18 protein-coding genes and 1 tRNA gene are annotated in these 17,601 nt (G+C 37.2%); 7 read left to right on the top strand and 12 right to left on the bottom strand.

Annotation, left to right across the window (positions count from 1 at the left end; all coding sequences use genetic code 11):
- Positions 1-29: 29 nt before the first annotated feature.
- Complete coding sequence (ggt, locus tag GQR56_RS02110; RefSeq protein ID WP_166108994.1) at positions 30-1,703, bottom strand: gamma-glutamyltransferase; 1,674 nt, start codon at positions 1,701-1,703, stop codon at positions 30-32.
- A gap of 88 nt (positions 1,704-1,791) precedes the next feature.
- Positions 1,792-2,337 (bottom strand): GNAT family N-acetyltransferase, encoded by a 546-nt coding sequence (locus GQR56_RS02105; protein ID WP_166108993.1) that lies wholly within the window; start codon positions 2,335-2,337, stop codon positions 1,792-1,794.
- 51 nt (positions 2,338-2,388) lie between these two features.
- Between GQR56_RS02105 and GQR56_RS02100 the strand changes: the two genes are divergently transcribed.
- Positions 2,389-2,754: a hypothetical protein gene (locus GQR56_RS02100; protein ID WP_024612281.1), complete on the top strand. Its 366-nt coding sequence runs from the start codon at positions 2,389-2,391 to the stop codon at positions 2,752-2,754.
- A gap of 48 nt (positions 2,755-2,802) precedes the next feature.
- On the opposite strand, the gene GQR56_RS02095 is transcribed toward GQR56_RS02100, so the two are convergent.
- Positions 2,803-5,028 carry a TonB-dependent receptor gene (locus GQR56_RS02095; protein ID WP_166108992.1) on the bottom strand — a complete coding sequence of 742 codons (2,226 nt, stop codon included), beginning with the start codon at positions 5,026-5,028 and terminating at the stop codon, positions 2,803-2,805.
- A gap of 463 nt (positions 5,029-5,491) precedes the next feature.
- On the opposite strand from GQR56_RS02095, the gene GQR56_RS02090 reads away from it, so the two are divergent.
- Entirely contained in the window at positions 5,492-6,073 is a 582-nt protein-coding gene (locus GQR56_RS02090) for a LuxR C-terminal-related transcriptional regulator (RefSeq protein WP_166108991.1), read from the top strand.
- 65 nt (positions 6,074-6,138) lie between these two features.
- Here the strand turns inward: GQR56_RS02090 and GQR56_RS02085 are convergent.
- The 7 genes from GQR56_RS02085 to rlmE all read right to left on the bottom strand — a co-directional run bounded on the left by GQR56_RS02085 (position 6,139) and on the right by rlmE (position 12,463).
- A tRNA-Leu gene (locus tag GQR56_RS02085) sits at positions 6,139-6,223 on the bottom strand.
- A gap of 78 nt (positions 6,224-6,301) precedes the next feature.
- Positions 6,302-6,655, bottom strand: coding sequence for a preprotein translocase subunit SecG (gene secG / locus GQR56_RS02080; protein WP_024609585.1), 354 nt, complete (start codon positions 6,653-6,655; stop codon positions 6,302-6,304).
- A gap of 1 nt (position 6,656) precedes the next feature.
- Complete coding sequence (gene tpiA, locus GQR56_RS02075; RefSeq protein ID WP_166108990.1) at positions 6,657-7,406, bottom strand: triose-phosphate isomerase; 750 nt, start codon at positions 7,404-7,406, stop codon at positions 6,657-6,659.
- 72 nt (positions 7,407-7,478) lie between these two features.
- Positions 7,479-8,828 (bottom strand): phosphoglucosamine mutase, encoded by a 1,350-nt coding sequence (gene glmM, locus GQR56_RS02070; protein ID WP_166108989.1) that lies wholly within the window; start codon positions 8,826-8,828, stop codon positions 7,479-7,481.
- Complete coding sequence (folP, locus tag GQR56_RS02065) at positions 8,828-9,673, bottom strand: dihydropteroate synthase (RefSeq protein WP_166108988.1); 846 nt, start codon at positions 9,671-9,673, stop codon at positions 8,828-8,830. Before folP ends, glmM begins: the two co-directional genes overlap by 1 nt.
- A 120-nt stretch (positions 9,674-9,793) precedes the next feature.
- Positions 9,794-11,767: an ATP-dependent zinc metalloprotease FtsH gene (ftsH, locus tag GQR56_RS02060; RefSeq protein WP_166109043.1), complete on the bottom strand. Its 1,974-nt coding sequence runs from the start codon at positions 11,765-11,767 to the stop codon at positions 9,794-9,796.
- A gap of 66 nt (positions 11,768-11,833) precedes the next feature.
- Positions 11,834-12,463: a 23S rRNA (uridine(2552)-2'-O)-methyltransferase RlmE gene (gene rlmE, locus GQR56_RS02055; protein WP_024609590.1), complete on the bottom strand. Its 630-nt coding sequence runs from the start codon at positions 12,461-12,463 to the stop codon at positions 11,834-11,836.
- A gap of 88 nt (positions 12,464-12,551) precedes the next feature.
- Here rlmE and yhbY point away from each other — a divergent pair, with 88 nt between their 5' ends.
- Positions 12,552-12,848, top strand: a complete 297-nt coding sequence (gene yhbY, locus GQR56_RS02050; RefSeq protein WP_024609591.1) for a ribosome assembly RNA-binding protein YhbY — start codon at positions 12,552-12,554, stop codon at positions 12,846-12,848.
- A 111-nt stretch (positions 12,849-12,959) separates the two neighbouring features.
- Here yhbY and GQR56_RS02045 read toward each other — a convergent pair whose 3' ends face one another.
- Together GQR56_RS02045 and GQR56_RS02040 are read right to left on the bottom strand one after the other, a co-directional pair.
- The gene (locus tag GQR56_RS02045; protein ID WP_166108987.1) at positions 12,960-13,469 is read right to left on the bottom strand and encodes a histidine phosphatase family protein; all 510 of its coding nucleotides are present in this window, start codon (positions 13,467-13,469) and stop codon (positions 12,960-12,962) included.
- Positions 13,466-14,620 (bottom strand): serine hydrolase domain-containing protein, encoded by a 1,155-nt coding sequence (locus tag GQR56_RS02040; RefSeq protein ID WP_166108986.1) that lies wholly within the window; start codon positions 14,618-14,620, stop codon positions 13,466-13,468. Before GQR56_RS02040 ends, GQR56_RS02045 begins: the two co-directional genes overlap by 4 nt.
- 111 nt (positions 14,621-14,731) lie before the next feature.
- On the opposite strand from GQR56_RS02040, the gene GQR56_RS02035 reads away from it, so the two are divergent.
- The 4 genes from GQR56_RS02035 to GQR56_RS02020 all read left to right on the top strand — a co-directional run bounded on the left by GQR56_RS02035 (position 14,732) and on the right by GQR56_RS02020 (position 17,586).
- Positions 14,732-15,538, top strand: coding sequence for a hypothetical protein (locus GQR56_RS02035; RefSeq protein WP_024612031.1), 807 nt, complete (start codon positions 14,732-14,734; stop codon positions 15,536-15,538).
- A gap of 91 nt (positions 15,539-15,629) precedes the next feature.
- A complete protein-coding gene (locus tag GQR56_RS02030) occupies positions 15,630-16,487 on the top strand; it encodes a MipA/OmpV family protein (RefSeq protein WP_166108985.1) in 858 nt (285 codons plus the stop codon).
- Positions 16,477-16,860 (top strand): DUF3019 domain-containing protein, encoded by a 384-nt coding sequence (locus GQR56_RS02025; protein WP_024612030.1) that lies wholly within the window; start codon positions 16,477-16,479, stop codon positions 16,858-16,860. Before GQR56_RS02030 ends, GQR56_RS02025 begins: the two co-directional genes overlap by 11 nt.
- Positions 16,861-16,881: 21 nt before the next feature.
- Complete coding sequence (locus GQR56_RS02020; RefSeq protein ID WP_166108984.1) at positions 16,882-17,586, top strand: response regulator transcription factor; 705 nt, start codon at positions 16,882-16,884, stop codon at positions 17,584-17,586.
- The last annotated feature ends 15 nt before the right edge of the window (positions 17,587-17,601 follow it).

The raw sequence follows: 17,601 nt of genomic DNA, 5'->3' as shown, positions 1-17,601 counted from the left end.
TTTTATAACTAATTTTTAATTCACTAAATCTAAAATACTATCGACTTGCCACGCCCAGATGCTTCAGATGCTGCATCTAACTTACCGTCGTTATTAATAATAACTTGTAGATCACCAAAGTGGCTCTCATTTATGGTGTAACCCATTTTCATAAGTTCTTTTTTTACTTTATTAGTTAACCCTTTGTGTGCTCTGATTATATTTTTAGGCCATAGCTGATGATGAAAACGAGGGCTATTAACAACCTGCTCTGCACTCATATCAAAATCTACCGCATTTAAAATAGACTCATAAACTGAGCTAATAATTGTTGTTCCACCTGGCGAGCCAGTTACCATTTTAACTGTATTGTCTTTAAGTAGTATTGTAGGTGTCATAGAGCTAAGCATACGCTTGTGTGGCTGTATTTCGTTAGCTTCACCACCAATTGCACCAAACACATTCATAACACCTGGTTTGGCGCTAAAATCGTCCATTTCATCATTTAAAATAAAGCCAGCCCCTTCAACAACCACACCACTGCCAAAACCTAAGTTTATTGTGGTCGTGTTTGCAACAGCGTTACCCATTTTATCAATAATTGAAAAGTGTGTGGTTTGCTCGCTTTCTTTAAGACCTGGTTTAATGTTTTCTGTCGTTGAAATAGCTGTTAGCGAAATACCATCACTACGACCTTTTAGGTAGTTAATATTAGTTAGCGCTTTTACCGGTACATCAAAAAAGTCAGGATCGCCTAAATACTCTGCTCTATCTGCAAATACACGTTTACCTATTTCAGACAATAAATGCACATATTGTGTAGAGTTATGCGCTAAGCCCACTTTAGGTTTTTGTAACTCATACATTTTAAGCCATTGTAAAATAGCAATACCGCCTGAACTAGGCGGCGGCGATGTAAGGACTTCGTAACCATTCCAGCTTGCTTTAATAGGTGTACGTGATTTAGCGGTATAATTTTTTAAATCATCTTGGTTAATTATGCCACCGTGCTGATGCATAAATTTAGCAATAATATTTGCGGTTTCGCCTTTATAAAAACCATCTTGACCGTTATCGCGAATACGCTTTAGTGTAGCTGCGAGCTCTGGTTGTTTAAACGTGGTATTTGCTTTTACATCTGCAAAATAGTTTGCAAAGTTTACGTTTATTTTTTGCTCTTTTAAATAAGCTATATACTCGCTAACGCCTTTTGCTAGTTTTGGCGGAACCACAAAGCCTTTTTCAGCTAAAGTAACTGCAGGTTGTACTAACGTTTTCCACTCAAGCGTGCCATGCTTTTTATGAGCAAGCCACATACCCGCAACACTGCCTGGTATTCCACTGGCATGAATACCATATATTGATTTATCAGGAATAACGTTACCTTGCTCATCTAAGTACATATCACGGTGAGCTGCTGATGGTGCTGTTTCTCGATAATCTATAAAATCACCTTCACCATCTTTTTGAATAAGCATAAAACCACCACCGCCAATATTGCCGGCTTCGGGTAACGTTACAGCAAGTACAAATTGCGCAGTAATAGCCGCATCAATTGCATTGCCTCCTTGCTCTAATATACTTTTAGCCGAATCAGCACTAAACGAATCCGGCATAGCAACTGCGCTTTGAGGTAAAGGCTGTGCCACCGCGCTAAATACGGTGAGCTGTAAAATAAATACACTTTTGACAATTAATTTTCGTCGAGAGAAAAACAATCCCATTGAATATCCTTAACTTATTATTTTTAGTTACTCATATTAATGCACGCCACTTATGTGCAGGTCAATATTTATACTGTCAATTTAATCATCATTGAACATTTTTTGAATAAAGCACCGCAGGTAAACTCCCTTGCTCGTCTTTATGTGAATAGTTTTTTATAAATTGTAGACCTAATTTTTTCATTATTTTTATAGAAGCCGTATTACTTACAATAGCAGTAGCACTTATTGCTTTAACTTCATTGTTTTTAACAAGCTCGTCGCACAATGCTAATGCAGCCTCTGTAGCGTAGCCATGACCCCAGCTTGCTTGTTTAAAACGCCATCCTATTTCAATATTATTAAAGCGAGGTGTTTCACTAAAAAAATCCATAGGTCTTATTAATATCCAACCAATAAATGTATTATTTATTTTTGTCGTAATTTGCCAAAGCCCCCACCCTTTATCTTCATTTCGATAAGCAAGCATGCGAGGAATGCCTTCATTTTTTATTTGAGCTAATGTACTTGGCACACCACGCGTTAAATACTGCATTACAGCAGGGTCTTGATCGAGCTCAAACAATTGAGGCCAATCGTGTTCATTCATTAATTTAAAATTTAATCTTGTTGTTACAGGTGTGTTCATTTTCATTCTTGTATAGTCCGTCTCGAATTAATTATTAGTCTCTAAAGGGGATAACACATGAATAAATTAGCAGGTTTAGCTTTATTAGGCACTTTAATTACATTAACTGGTTGTGAAGATGCGAGTGAAGTAAAAGAAGATGCAAAAGACAAAAGCGCTCAAATGCAAGAAAAGCTTGGTGATGCATGGGAAGACGTAAAAGAGACGACACACGAGCTTAAAACTGATGAATCACTAAACCAGTTATTAGACCAAAGTAAAGCTATGGGCTTAGACATGTACGATGACGGTAAAGAAATTGCTGTTGATGCATGGATTAAAAGCAAAGAAGCAGCTGGCGAATTGACTGAAAAAACAAAACAAAAAGCACAAGAAATTGCTGATGAAATAGAGCAAGCTCGTCAAGATGAAAAAGAAGGTTAATTTAACTTCTAATAAAAAGGGTAAGCCATGGCTTACCCTTTTTTTGTTTTAGTTAAGTTCAAAGTCTTTTTTGAATTTTAAACCAAATTCACTACGATCGTTACTACGCATTACCCCTACAAAACCTGATTGCTGTAAACGTCCTACGTCGTATATTTCATTAAATACGTTTTCACCATAAAGCGTTACTTCCATATCGCCGTACGGGTTAGTATAAGAAATATTAAAACCAACAAGCTCGCGTGAATCTATTGTTTCACTTTCGTTATAAACTGACTGCCCTTGCATATCACTACGGTATGAGTAATTAGCGTTTAGTGCCAAAGTGCCCCCATTGCTTAAATCCATAAAGTAAGAAGGTGCAATCATTACAGTCCAACGAGGTGTTAATGCTGGTGAATCACCTTTACCAATACCTTGTACACCGTCTGCTACGTCTGTAATTTCAGAATCTAGGTAACCCACTGCGCTTCGAATTGTAAAGTCGTCTGTAATTGCAACAGTTGTTTCAAGCTCAATGCCCTGTGCTTTAGATTGACCTGCATTTTCAACAATAGTAACAAAACCACCACCGGCTGTTGGATCTGAAAAAGGTAATGCTAAATCAGTGTAATCAGTAACAAATACGGCAAGCATCATAGATACATTTTCGTGTACTTGACCTTTTAAACCAACTTCATAGTTAATTGCTTTAGTTTCATCAAATGAAGTAAATTGGTCGGGACCACCAAATGGACGCGGTGGAAAGCCACCTGTTTGATAACCTTTTTGAATTTGACCATACACATTCATATCATTACTGAGTTGATACGAAGCGTTTATATCCCAAGTAACGGCATCAAAATCGGCGCTTACATACTTACGCGCAGGGAATGATGGAAAAATAGCATCAGCATCTTTTTCGTCTTGAGAGTAACGTAATCCACCGCCTAGTGTTAAATCATCAGTTAAATCGTAACTTGCATTTATATATGCGGCGTATGAGTTAGTCTCTTGATTAATTTCAAAATTTCCATATCCACCAAATGATGGGGTTACTCCATCATTTAATAAACTATTTGGTGTATTAAACGGGCTAAATACAAATGGTCCTGAACGCGTAAATCCATCTTCATTAAAGAAATAAAGACCAGACACAAAGTCCATATTCTCAAACGTAGCATTTAACTGTATTTCAAAAGAATACTGGTCAGCACCACCCTCTTCAGGAAACTCTGATAAATTAAGTGGCGATGCATCATCATCAAGTCCACCTTCGTATTCAGAAGTACGGTAGCTTGAAATAAACTTTGCAGCGTAAGTATCGTTAATCGCCCAATCAGCTGTAAACGATGTTCCCCAACCTGAGTATGATGTAGATTCAATGCCAGCAACAGTTGTGCCTAAATCATCAGGATCAGATGGAATTAAATCTTGTGTTAATAATGGGAAATCTCCATTAAACACGTCATTCGAATCCAATGGCTCAGTTAGCTCAATAGTATATGGAGATTGACCTGACTCATTATCAACACCATCCAAAGAGAAAGTAAGAGCTAAATCACTGCTTGCCTGCCACTTAATTGCAACACGACCGCTAAACTCTTCTTCTTCGCCAATTTCTTTCTCTGGATTTGCTAAATTGACAGCTTCACCTACACCATCTCGAGTTTTATATGATGCACTTGCTGACATACTTATGTCATCGTTTAGTGCATTGTTAAAATATACATCGCCAGCAATACGACCACGGCTGCCAACCTTTGCTGTAGTGGTAATAATGCCCTCATCACCTGGCTGCTTTGTAATTACATTTACTGCACCACCTAAAGTGTTACGCCCGTACAAAGTTCCCTGAGGACCACGAAGAATCTCTACACGTTCAACATTTGGTAAAGATAAGTTAGAACCCATTTGGCGACCCAGATAAACACCATCTAAATAAACACCTACGCCAGGATCTGTTGTAATTATATGATCTTGCAGACCAATGCCTCGAATAAATACCGAGGCATGAGCCGAGTTACCAACGCCATAGCGTGTAATATTTAAATTAGGGACATACTTACCAATATCTTCTAAATTACTCATATTGGCTTTATCAATAAGATTTGCACCAATTGATGTGATAGCAGTTGGAGATTCAAACAGACTCTCGGTGCGTTTACGGGCTGTTACTTCTATTTTCTCAAACGCATCTTGTTTTGCTGTTGTTTTAATTTCCTCAGCATTTACTGATGTAGTTAGTGCAGCAAGAATTGCTAGGCTTAACGGTGAGAGGTTGCGTAGTTTCAAAGTATTCACCAAAGGATATCGTATGATTTGTTATGCGTTTATATTTAGATAATATAAATTTTAAACATAAAAAAAGACGCTAAAAAGCATCTTTCCTCTGGAAGGTTATTATATGACAAATTTGTGAGTGAATGTATAAATACCTTTAAAATAAAAACAACACAAAGTAACAATTGCAATTTTGTAAATTATCATTTGAGCATAACGATATAAAATTACTACCAAATAAATAGTACTGAGTATGTTAGTTTTTAAATTTATTATCGCTATCCTTTATCTTGCTTCTCTTTAAAACAATTAGAGTAAAGGTCTATAAATAAGAACTTCAATTTAAAGTTCTAAATAAATACTAGTCACTGTTCAATTAAAGTACAATAACAGAACAAAAAACTACTTGTATACTCATTAATACTCACAAAAAAACAGGAATGTGCAATTAAAACTAATCTATGGATAGAATATTATGGATATCAATAATAAGAATATTGAGAGCTTAAATGCTCCAGATTATAAGTCGTTACTTTATGTAGCGCAAAACTACAATATACTATTAATTAATTATAGTGCTTTGAATACTATTACTAATTATGAACTTGTAAGTAAATTCATGGCAGAAAACGGTCATTCCGGATTGATGATATTTAACGTTCCTAAAAACGGTGATTTATTAGAGTTAAAAGAGTGGCCAAATTTGAAAGGGATATTTTATGAAGGTGCTGATAAATTACTTTTCCAACAAGGTTTAAAAGCGATTGAAAGAGGTGAGCTTTGGTTTCCAAGAGCAGTGACTGATAGTTGGATGCGACAGATGCTTAAGAATGAACAAAAAACAGCATTGCAATCAAACAACATAACAATTAAAGAAATGAAAGTACTGAACTTGTTATTCTCTGGTTTACACTCATCCGCAATCGCAGATAGCTTATTTATTAGTGAAGCAACAGTGCGAGTTCATTTACATAAAATTTATCAAAAAATATCTGTAAAAAATAAACAACAAGCACTACTTTGGTGTCAAAAAAATCTAAATAAAATTAATAACTGATATTAAAATCATGTTATTTAAAATACAAAAAAACCAGTAACATCACTGTTACTGGTTTCTAAATTTGGTGCGGATGGGGGGACTTGAACCCCCATGCCCTAAAGCACCACCCCCTCAAGGTGGCGTGTCTACCAATTCCACCACATCCGCATTTGTAATATCTTTATCGCTAAACTTTAATGATTTATTTGAGGAATATAAATCGTTTAACTATTAGTTTTAACTAAATTAGTTTGGCACGTCAGAGCTTTGCTCTTTAGTTGATGTTACTGGAACATCTTCTTCAACAGGAACAACTGTTTCAACTGCTGGTGCGTCTTGTAGGTTTTCCCACTCATCAGTCTGTTTAATTTGACCTGCAGTTAGGTTACCTAGCACAATACTTAAAACAAAAAATACAGTTGCTAAGCTTGTGGTTGTTTTTGTCATGAAGTTACCAGCACCTGACGACCCAAAAACGGTACCAGAAGCACCAGCGCCAAATGAAGAACCCATATCTGCGCCTTTACCTTGCTGGATTAAAACCATGCCAACTAAAGCTAAAGCCACTACTAAATAAACTACTAATAAAATTTCGTACATCTTATACGGTTCCTTTTGCACTTTTGCAGATTGCAGTAAATGAATCTGCTTTTAAACTAGCACCACCAATTAGGCCGCCGTCTATATCTGTTTGTGCAAATAATAATTCGCTATTTTTTTCATTTACGCTACCACCATATAAGATGGAAAGCCCTTGTGCTAAACCGCTATCTAATCCAGCAATTTTGTCACGGATAAATTTGTGAACGTTTTGTGCCTGTTCCGGCGATGCAGTTTTACCTGTGCCAATGGCCCAAACGGGCTCGTATGCTATCACAGAATCTTTTAGTGCTGCTACACCTAATTTCTCAATTACTGCATCAATTTGCGCAGCAACTACTTGCTCAGTTTGACCGTTCTCTTGCTCAGTTTCGCTTTCGCCTACACATAAAATAGGTGTCAAGCCAACTTGTTGAGCTCGTGCAAACTTTTCGGCTACAGTATTATTACTTTCGTTATAAATACTTCTGCGCTCAGAATGTCCTACTAAAACATACTCTGCGCCTAAATTTTTAATAAGTTGAGCATCAACTTCGCCAGTAAAAGCACCTGGTTTATTTTCAGAAACAGTTTGTGCCCCTGTAGATACACCACTAGCAATAAGTGCCGATATTAATGGGAACGGAGGAAATAAAACAATGTTTATCTCTTGAGATTTAACACTGTTAATAGCTTCAGACATTTGTTTAACAAGTTCTAAAGAACCGTTCATTTTCCAGTTGCCTGCGACCATCGCTTTGCGTATTGCCATTTTTCCACTCCACATTAGAAAACGGGCGAGATATTAACTTTTCTCACCCAAAGTTACAAGAGGTTATTGTTATCAATCAGTTTGTTTGCTCATAGATTCGACAACATCCGCAATTTTTTGAGCGCTATCTATTACTATTTTTTCTTGCTCTGCTTCAACCATAACACGAACAACAGGTTCAGTGCCTGATTTACGAAGTAAAACACGCCCTTTATCACCTAAACATTCTTCAACTTGAGCAACAGCAGCAAGCACTTCTTTTGCTTTAGTTGGATCTGTTCCTGGGGTATAACGCACATTTATCATTTTCATTGGATACTTGGTAAAACCAGCACCTAAATCTTGAAGCGTGCGATTTTGTGCAACCATAGCAGCCAATACTTGTAAGCTCGAAATAATACCATCACCGGTACTTATTAAATCAAGGTTGAGAACATGTCCAGAGCTCTCTCCACCGATTTTCCAGCCTTTTTGTTGCAGTAGTTCCATAACATATCGGTCACCTACTTTGCTGCGAGCAAACTCAATTCCCTTCGCTTTCAAGGCGTTTTCTAAACCCATATTCGACATAACGGTGCCAACTACACCACCGCCTAAGTTATCATCTTGAGCGGCTTGGCAGGCAATAATATAAACTAAATCATCACCATCAAAAACACGACCATTATGGTCAACCATCATCACACGGTCACCATCACCGTCATAGGCAATACCTACATCAGCTTTAAATTCAAGTACTTTACGTTTTAAAGTGTCTACATGAGTAGCACCGCATTCGTGATTAATGTTTACACCATTTGGCTCACATGCAAAAGTAATAACGTCTGCACCTAGCTCTCGCATAACAGAAGGAGCTATGTGATAAGTTGCGCCATTAGCGCAATCAACAACAATCTTTAAACCCTCTAGCGATAAGCCTTGAGGAAACTGACTTTTACAAAATTCAATGTAACGTCCATCAGCGCTAGGTAATCGGCTCGCTTTACCTAATTTATCTGAGGCAACACACGTCATTGGCTCATCTAGCATGGCTTCTATTTGTAACTCAACTGCATCATCAAGCTTTAAGCCGTTGCCATTAAAAAACTTAATACCGTTATCATAATATGGATTATGTGAAGCACTGATAACAACACCAGCTTCAGCGCGAAAAGTTTGCGCTAAATAGGCAATTGCCGGAGTTGGCATTGGCCCAAGTAATACAACATCAATTCCAGCGGCAATGAAACCAGATTCAATTGCGGTTTCAAGCATATAACCAGAAATACGTGTATCTTTGCCAATGATAACTTTTTTAGTTCCATTTTTAGATAAAACACGTCCTGCTGCCCAGCCTAGTTTCATAGCAAACTCAGGTGTAATTGGTGCGGTTCCAACTAACCCACGAACACCATCGGTACCAAAATATTTTCTTTCTTTCATTATAAAACCCCTTGTTCACAGGCTCGTAATACTCCAAGTACATCAGCTGTTTCTTTAACATCGTGTACTCGAATTATTTTAGCGCCATTTTGTGCTGCGATTAATGCGCCAGCTAAACTACCCGCTAACCGTTCATTTGTTTCTCTATTTAATAAGTTTCCTATCATCGATTTACGAGATAAGCCTGCAAGCAATGGTAAACCAAACTTATTAAAATCATCAAACTTAGCTAAAATTTTATAATTATGGCTAAGTGTTTTTCCAAATCCAAAACCTGGGTCTAAAATAAGCTGTTCTAGCTTAATCCCTGCTGTTTTACAGGCAATTATGCGCTTATTAAAAAAACCACTAATATTAGCTAATAGATCATCATAATGCGGTGAAGATTGCATGCTACGTGGTTGCCCTTGCATGTGCATCAAACAAACAGCTACATTTTCAAACTGCGCTACAACCTCTAATGCACCGGGTTCTTGTAAAGCTCTAACGTCATTTACAATATCAGCCCCAGCTGTAATAGCCTGCCTCATTACCTCTGCTTTACTTGTATCAACAGATATTACGCAATCACTTTTATTGCGTATTGCTTTTATAACAGGAATAACACGTGCCAGTTCATCTTCAAGACTTACATCGGGAGCACCGGGTCTAGTCGACTCTCCACCAATATCCAAAATCAGTGCACCATCATTAAGTAATTGCATTGCACGTTCAAGCGCTATATTGATATTTAAGCACTCTCCACCATCAGAAAATGAATCTGGTGTCACATTTAATATACCCATTATCACAGGGTTAGTTAAATTTAGAGTGCGCCCGTGAGGGAGGTTTAGTAAGTCATTCATTGCTAACCTTTGTATTCTTATAGCAATTAAGCAAAACCCTAACGAATAATTAGGATATTAAATTAAATCCATACAAAAAAAGCCCCGAAGTTCGGGGCTTTTAATTTACTACTTTAACGATTATTCATCTTTATCATCAAGATTTGTATCATCTTTATCATCAAGATTTGTATCATCTTTTTTTGATAAATCTGTAGGTTTTTGACTTTCGCTATCATCAACAACCTTATCTTTACTAACATCTACTTTTTCTGATTTTTGTTCATGACGGTCATGCGCATCGCGAGGTTCGCGAACTGGTTGACGTGCCATTAAATCATCAATTTGTTTAGCATCGATTGTTTCGTATTTCATCAGTGCGTCTTTCATCGAGTGAAGAATATCAATGTTTTCTTTTAATATATCTTCTGCTCTTTGGTAGTTACGGTCTGAGAATAAACGAATCTCAGCATCTATCACTTTAGCTGTATCATCTGACATGCTTGATGCGCGACTTCCACCGCCACCCATATACATTTCATTTTGATCTTCAGCATAAAGTAATGGACCAAGTTTTTCACTTAAACCCCAATGCGTAACCATTTTACGAGCTATATCTGTTGCTCGTTCAATATCATTACTTGCACCCGTTGTTACTTTATCTGCGCCATAAATAAGTGCTTCAGCAATACGACCACCATAAAGGCTAGAAATCATTGACTCTAGAAGCTCTTTAGAATGACTTACACGGTCTTGCTCAGGCAAGTACATCGTTACACCTAGTGCACGACCACGTGGAATGATAGACACTTTATACACTGGATCATGCTCTGGCACCATGCGACCTACAATCGCGTGACCAGCTTCATGATAAGCTGTCATTGCTTTTTCTTGCTCGCTCATTACCATGGTTTTGCGCTCAGCGCCCATCATAATTTTATCTTTAGCGGCATCGAACTCAGCCATGCTAACAACTCGTTTATTTCCACGAGCAGCATAAAGGGCTGCTTCGTTTACCAAGTTAGCTAAATCAGCACCTGAAAATCCAGGAGTACCACGAGCAATTAAAGCAGCTTCTACGTTATCGCCTAAAGGTACTTTGCGCATATGTACTTTAAGAATCTGTTCACGACCACGAATATCTGGTAAACCAACTTCTACTTGGCGGTCAAAACGACCTGGACGAAGTAATGCTGGGTCCAATACATCAGGACGGTTTGTTGCTGCAATAACGATAATACCCTCGTTACCACCAAAACCATCCATTTCTACTAGCATTTGGTTAAGTGTTTGTTCGCGCTCGTCGTTACCGCCGCCCATTCCTGCGCCACGTTTACGACCTACGGCATCAATCTCATCTATAAAGATAATACAAGGTGATGCTTTTTTAGCTTGTTCGAACATATCACGTACACGTGATGCACCAACACCAACAAACATTTCAACAAAGTCTGAGCCTGAAATTGTAAAGAATGGCACTTTTGCTTCACCAGCAACAGCCTTTGCAAGTAAGGTTTTACCCGTACCTGGAGGACCTACCATTAATACGCCTTTAGGAATGCTACCGCCTAACTTTTGGAATTTTGATGGGTCACGTAAGAAATCTACTAATTCAGTAACATCTTCTTTCGCTTCATCACAACCGGCTACATCAGCAAACGTTGTTTTAATTTGATCTTCGCTCATCAAGCGCGCTTTGCTCTTACCGAACGACATCGCACCTTTACCACCACCGCCTTGCATTTGACGCATGAAGAATATCCATACACCAATAAGCAGTATCATTGGGAACCAAGAAATAAATATATTTGCTAAAAATGATTGTTCCTCGGGTTTAACCCCTTTCACATTTACATCACTTTTAAGTAAATCATTTAAAATATCTTTATCGTAAATAGGCATAATCGTTTGAAAACGTTCGCCACTCGTTTTAGTACCAGTAATTGTTCCACTCGTACTTTCTATTGCAACTTCTTGTATAGAGCCATTTCGGGCATCTTTAACAAATTGACTGTAACTCGTTTGACGATCAACTTGATCGCCACCATTAAAGCTCTGAAAGACTGACATCAGCACAACTGCAATTACCAGCCATAGTATTAAATTTTTCGCCATATCGCTCAAGGGGTTAACCTCTTGTATCCAATTAATGTAAATTCAACTAAACGCCAAGTAACTGTACTATAGTTTGTATCCGCTCGCTACTATATATACTTCCCGAGAACGGGCACGTGAGGCATCAGGTTTGCGTATTTTTACTATTTTAAAACTATTACGTACATCTTGCAGGAATTGATCAAAGCCTTCCCCTTGGAATACTTTAACAACAAATGCACCATTTTTCTTCAATACTTGATTACACATATCTAATGCAAGCTCAACTAGATACATACTACCAGCTTGGTCAACTGAGTTGTTACCACTCATATTTGGTGCCATGTCAGACAATACCACATCAACATTTTTACCATCAATACGTTTTAATAAGGCACTTAATACAGCTTCTTCACGAAAGTCACCTTGCAAAAAGTCAACACCCGCTAATGAATCCATAGGAAGTATATCGCACGCAATAACTTGACCTTTATCACCTACTTTTTCAGCTAGGTATTGTGACCAACTACCAGGCGCAGCGCCTAGGTCAACAACAGTCATCGCTGGACGAAGTAATTTGTCTCTGTTCTGGATTTCATCTAATTTAAAAACCGCTCTAGAACGCCAGCCTTTTTTTTGCGCTTCTTGAACATATTTATCATCAAAATGTTCTTTCAGCCATCGCTGTGAACTGGCTGACTGTTTTTTATTTGTCATAAATTAACACGCAACTAATTAGTAATATTCTTTAGATGGCGGTAGAATACCCTTAATTCAAGCCATATTCAGCAAAATTTGTATAAACATGACATTATCAAACAAACAAAAGCAGTTCTTAAAGGGTCAAGCACATAGTCTTAAGCCCGTAGTTTTACTAGGTTCTAACGGTTTAACCGAAGGCGTAGTAATGGAAATTCAAAGTGCATTAGAAATTCACGAATTGATTAAAGTAAAAGTTCCTACTGACGATCGTGAAACTAAAGCGCTAATTTTTGATGCAATAGTACGTGAAACTGGTGCTACTAAACTACAATCGATTGGTCACACTATCGTGATTTATCGTCAAAGTGTAGAGAAAAAAATTAGATTACCACGTAGCTAATCCTTCTTTTTTAAAGATTTAGCACGTTGAATGAAAAAACCAGCTTAATGCTGGTTTTTTGTCGTTTATAGAAAGTTTTTTTGATTATTATAAATTTAACTTACTCGCACGTTAAAAATCCATAGTTAACTCGCTAACACTATATTGGTTGCTACTTTTATCTAAATTGCTTTTTAATAAAAAATAACGTGTGAAGTCTGTCTCTGCCATTAACGAAACTTTTTCACTTGAAAGTAACTCCGCAAATACTGGCGTTGTATTACTATGCCCTATTACAACCACCACACCATCTAATGTAAATAACTTACTTTTAAGTGCTGTTAACTCGCTTGCGTTGTATATATTAACGCTTGTATTAAAGTGCTTTGCAAGTGGCTGAGCTGTTTGTAATGTACGGTTATAGTTACTACTAAATACATGTACATTTTTATATTTTTTAAACAACAAAACTAAGTTGTTTGCTCTAATTTTACCTTGCTCTGTTAATGATGGGTTTTTACCTGATTGCTTTTCGCTGTGACGAAATAAGTAAATTTCATCCGGAGACGCAAACGCAAACTTACAACTAAACAATGTAAAAAACACTAAAAACAGCGTCGTTATTTTATTTTTAACGTTCATATTTTTTGACCTCGTTTGTACTCTAATACACGGTTAATAAATTCAGTTGTTAGTTCATTTATAACCCCTGTTTCTGCGTTTACAATTAAGCTAAAACCGACATTTAAGTGCGGAAAAACAACTAAATCACTACGGTACCCCTGTACCCAACCACTGTGATAATAAAGAGTTTCATCTGCATAGTTGTACACTCTCCAACCCAATCCATAAAAAGCTTCATTGAGGTGTTTTTTCCATACACGCCTATAACGTTCTTTTTTGGTGTGAGTATAAGGACGTGTTTGAGTTGCTAAAGCATTAAGGGATAAAACATCAGGGTATTGACCTAATTGTGCTTTAAGCCAAATTACCATATCGCTAGCACTGGCGTTAACGCCGGCTGCTGCACCAACTTTATAGTAATTTTTTTTAAGCTCAGCGCTATACCAACGCTTTTTACCACGCACATGTGGTAATGCAAAATTTTTATTTTTTACCATAGCCTCATAACCTAAGCTTGCATCAGTCATTTTTAAAGGAGTAAAAATAGCTTCATTTAGCCACTGCGAATAACTTTTATTTGTGCTTTTTAAAATAATATCGTCGATTAAGCTAAACATTACATTTTGATAGCCATAACATTGCCCTGGCTCGCAAATAGGCTTAACACTAACAAGCTTTTCAACTATATCGGGGTAACTCATTCGCGATTCAATTAAGTTATCGTATGCGTTGGGGACTAAACCACTTGAGTGACTTAGAATATGAAATACCTTTAAATTATCTTTATAAACCGTATTTTTAAAACTGGGTATATATTCACTAACAGGGCTATCTAACCTAAGCAAACCATCCGTTGCTAATTTAGCTGAAAGCGAGCCTGCGAACGTTTTGGAAACAGACGCTAACCTAAAACGAGTATGCGCATTTATTTTTTGCCCATTACGCGCTTTGGTATGTCCCATAGTATTAATATAGTCATCATTTTGAATACTAACTATTGATAAAGCGGCACCTGGAATTCCTTTGCTTTTAAGCGTTTTTTCAGCATAGCGACCATATTTACTTACAAAATCATTCCAATTTGGATCTAGTTTCTTTGCAAAAGCCACCGGGCTGAGCAATAAACAAAAAGCAGATAGGCAATACAATAAAGGGGTGGAATACTTCATTCTTTATAATTTTATCTTTTTAACTACATCTATTGGCATAATATCATGAAGTTTTGTTTGGACTAACGTACAATGGCATAATTATTGTTTTTTAGTGGATGTTTAGTACTTATGCGTTTTTTAGTTGTGTCACTTTTTATTTTACTGTCAGCTGGTTGTGCCGTCACGCAACAACAACCTGCAGAACCTTTAGCTATGCCGTTAAAGCCGACATTAAAAAGTCAAACATATAAACTTGAGTATAAAACTGAACATGCATCGCCAAAAGTAAAGTCTGTTCAGTTACCTGCTCATAAAGTATCAAGAAACCAAACAGTTAAAATCATTACGGGTAAAGCAAGTGTAACCGACACCTTGTTAGCGCAAATAGGCCAAGCATTAAGCGAAAAACAATTAAAAGTAACTACCAAAAACGATAGTGACTATACACTTTCAATTCAACAGCTTGATTTAACCTTTAAAGATGATATTCAATATTCACTTAATCAACCTGAACAACCATTTTCACTTTACACTAATATTGCTCAGCAATACCCAACTCAACAATGCGCAGCTATTTTTGCAGAAGTAAGCATGCGTCTTACTCACAAAAAGTCTGGTGATGTTGTGTGGTTTGCAAAATCTTCAATAGACAGTGCAAGTTTTCACCGCGAACCATTAATTTATAGCTTTAGTGAAGAGCAAAAAGTGACAAACGAATTAGAAGTTGCTTCTTTTGTTCACCAACAAAATACAGAACAAGCTCGCTTAGCTAGATTAGGCAAAGAAGTTCAAATTCCTGAGTATAAAGTACTTTCAAAGCTATCAAGCCTTACTAAGCTTAGTGGTCCGTGTAATCGTACAGAAGTAAGTGCATTAACACCTATGATGCAATTTTACCTAAGTAGTATATTAATCGATAAAATTAAAGTGCAGTAAGCCTTGCGTTTACTACACTTTTTTACAGATAAAAAAAACGGTTTAACAATATACTACGCTTTATAACAAATAATAATTAGGCACTTTAGGGATGAAACACTCTTTACTTATCCATACTTTATTTAGCACAAGCTTGTTTTTTGCAAGTATTTTTAGCACTTCAAGTATGGCTAGTAATCGCTATTACGCCGATAACACATTAGAGCCTACCCAAGGCTTTGCATGGGATTGGAGCGCAGGTGCCAGCTATTTTATTGAAGACTCTTATTTAGTTGGTATTGACTCTTACGACGATGGTTTAGAACTTGATTTAAGTGTTGCTGTTTCTTATGAGAATTTTTATCTCGACTTTGATCATAACCAACTAAGTGGTGGTCTTGTTGTAGGCTACAGCTTAATTGATAAATTTGATTGGGGTTTAGATGTATTAGGCACTAACACCCAAGCAGGCTTTGATGAGAAGGGTCTTGGCTTTTATAATAATGGCGTAATAGATGAATTACGCGGTATTAAGTCTCGCAATTATGATTTTGATGTAGGTCTTAGGCTAACTCGTCGATTTGAAAACTCACAAGTCTCATTTGAATACCTCCATGACGTTTCTGGCACACACAATGGCTGGGTTGTTAATAGCTTTTTTAGCCATATTTTACCATGGCGAAACTGGGAGTTTAGATCTGGTGTTGGCGTAAGCGCCTATTCTGCTGACTTTACAAATTATTACTTTGGTATAGAGCAAAGTGAAGCAACCCCAATACGCCCTGTTTATCAAACCAATTCTAGTACTAGCGTTATTTTTGAATTTCATGCTGAATACCCTATAAGCCAAGATTGGGTATTTTTAGCCGGCTTACTTTCTACCTGGTTTTCAAAAGAAATTGACGATAGTCCTATTATTTCACAAGGGTACCAACATAAAGCCAAGGTAGGCCTACGTTATGTATTTTAAGTGGATATGTTTGCTATTATTTTTCCCTACTGCGCTATACGCAGAGACTGATGATGAGCTAGATACTTTAGTTGCAGTTCCCGATACCTGTGTAGCGCTTCGCGAAGGTCGAGATTGCTATGCTGATGTGGTACTCACTTGGAGCCAGCCAATCATTGGCAATTATTGTCTGCGCGATGCTACATCAAAATACATTATGCAATGTTGGCTTAAGCAGCAAAAAGGAACTTTTAATTATGCTTTTGACTCACAGCAAAGCATCTCGTTTGAACTCTTTGATAGCAATACATCTAAAATAATTAGTACTGCAGAAGTAAAGCTTCAATGGGTATATCAAAACAGACAAAAAAAACGTCGCTGGCGATTATTTTAACCAACGCATTAAGGATAATTTATGGATAACTACGGCACTATTTTACTTGTAGAAGATGATGTATCACTTGCTCAATGGGTTGCAGAGTATTTAACAGAGCAAGGTTACACTACTCATGTTTGCCACAGAGGCGACGAAGTTGTGAGCCAAGTAAAAACTCTTAATCCAAACATTGTACTGCTTGATATTATGCTTCCTGGACAAGACGGTATTAGCGTATGTAGAGAGCTTCGCAGTTTTTATAATTCACCTATTATAATGCTTACAGCACGCGACGAAGAAATGGATGAAGTAATAGGTTTAGAAGTTGGCGCAAGCGACTACATAATGAAACCTGTTCGTCCGCGCGCACTTTTAGCCCGAATTAAAGCTGCACTGCGTCAAAATAACGAACCAAATAAATCTCTTGCAAACGAAAGTGTCATAAATGTAGGTGCGTTAAGTATTAACACTGAATCTAGAAATGTAAAACTCAACGAGCAAGACGTAAATATTTCTAGCGCTGAGTACTTACTACTTCACTATTTAGCAAGCAACGCTGGGCAAGTTGTTTCTCGTGACGCTGTATTTAAAGCAACTAAAGGCAGAGAATACGACGGTCTTGATAGAAGTGTTGATGTACTTATTTCGGCTTTGCGTAAAAAATTCAATGATGATCCACAAAACCCAGAAAAAATAAAAACTATATGGGGCCGTGGCTATTTATTAGTGTCTACTGCTTGGTAACTAGGTGGTATTTAT

The sequence above is a fragment of the Pseudoalteromonas sp. Z9A5 genome (assembly GCF_011378875.1).
In the GTDB taxonomy this organism is placed as follows: domain Bacteria; phylum Pseudomonadota; class Gammaproteobacteria; order Enterobacterales; family Alteromonadaceae; genus Pseudoalteromonas.
This window is presented reverse-complemented; position numbering and strand designations above follow the sequence as displayed.

Excerpts from the sequence above, each read along its gene's own strand:
- ggt (WP_166108994.1), bottom strand. The coding sequence starts at position 1,703 with ATGGGATTGTTTTTCTCTCGACGAAAATTAATTGTCAAAAGTGTATTT.
- GQR56_RS02105 (WP_166108993.1), bottom strand. The coding sequence starts at position 2,337 with ATGAAAATGAACACACCTGTAACAACAAGATTAAATTTTAAATTAATG.
- GQR56_RS02100 (WP_024612281.1), top strand. The coding sequence starts at position 2,389 with ATGAATAAATTAGCAGGTTTAGCTTTATTAGGCACTTTAATTACATTA.
- GQR56_RS02090 (WP_166108991.1), top strand. The coding sequence starts at position 5,492 with ATGGATATCAATAATAAGAATATTGAGAGCTTAAATGCTCCAGATTAT.
- secG (WP_024609585.1), bottom strand. The coding sequence starts at position 6,655 with ATGTACGAAATTTTATTAGTAGTTTATTTAGTAGTGGCTTTAGCTTTA.
- tpiA (WP_166108990.1), bottom strand. The coding sequence starts at position 7,406 with ATGGCAATACGCAAAGCGATGGTCGCAGGCAACTGGAAAATGAACGGT.
- glmM (WP_166108989.1), bottom strand. The coding sequence starts at position 8,828 with ATGAAAGAAAGAAAATATTTTGGTACCGATGGTGTTCGTGGGTTAGTT.
- folP (WP_166108988.1), bottom strand. The coding sequence starts at position 9,673 with ATGAATGACTTACTAAACCTCCCTCACGGGCGCACTCTAAATTTAACT.
- ftsH (WP_166109043.1), bottom strand. The coding sequence starts at position 11,767 with ATGGCGAAAAATTTAATACTATGGCTGGTAATTGCAGTTGTGCTGATG.
- rlmE (WP_024609590.1), bottom strand. The coding sequence starts at position 12,463 with ATGACAAATAAAAAACAGTCAGCCAGTTCACAGCGATGGCTGAAAGAA.
- yhbY (WP_024609591.1), top strand. The coding sequence starts at position 12,552 with ATGACATTATCAAACAAACAAAAGCAGTTCTTAAAGGGTCAAGCACAT.
- GQR56_RS02045 (WP_166108987.1), bottom strand. The coding sequence starts at position 13,469 with ATGAACGTTAAAAATAAAATAACGACGCTGTTTTTAGTGTTTTTTACA.
- GQR56_RS02040 (WP_166108986.1), bottom strand. The coding sequence starts at position 14,620 with ATGAAGTATTCCACCCCTTTATTGTATTGCCTATCTGCTTTTTGTTTA.
- GQR56_RS02035 (WP_024612031.1), top strand. The coding sequence starts at position 14,732 with ATGCGTTTTTTAGTTGTGTCACTTTTTATTTTACTGTCAGCTGGTTGT.
- GQR56_RS02030 (WP_166108985.1), top strand. The coding sequence starts at position 15,630 with ATGAAACACTCTTTACTTATCCATACTTTATTTAGCACAAGCTTGTTT.
- GQR56_RS02025 (WP_024612030.1), top strand. The coding sequence starts at position 16,477 with ATGTATTTTAAGTGGATATGTTTGCTATTATTTTTCCCTACTGCGCTA.
- GQR56_RS02020 (WP_166108984.1), top strand. The coding sequence starts at position 16,882 with ATGGATAACTACGGCACTATTTTACTTGTAGAAGATGATGTATCACTT.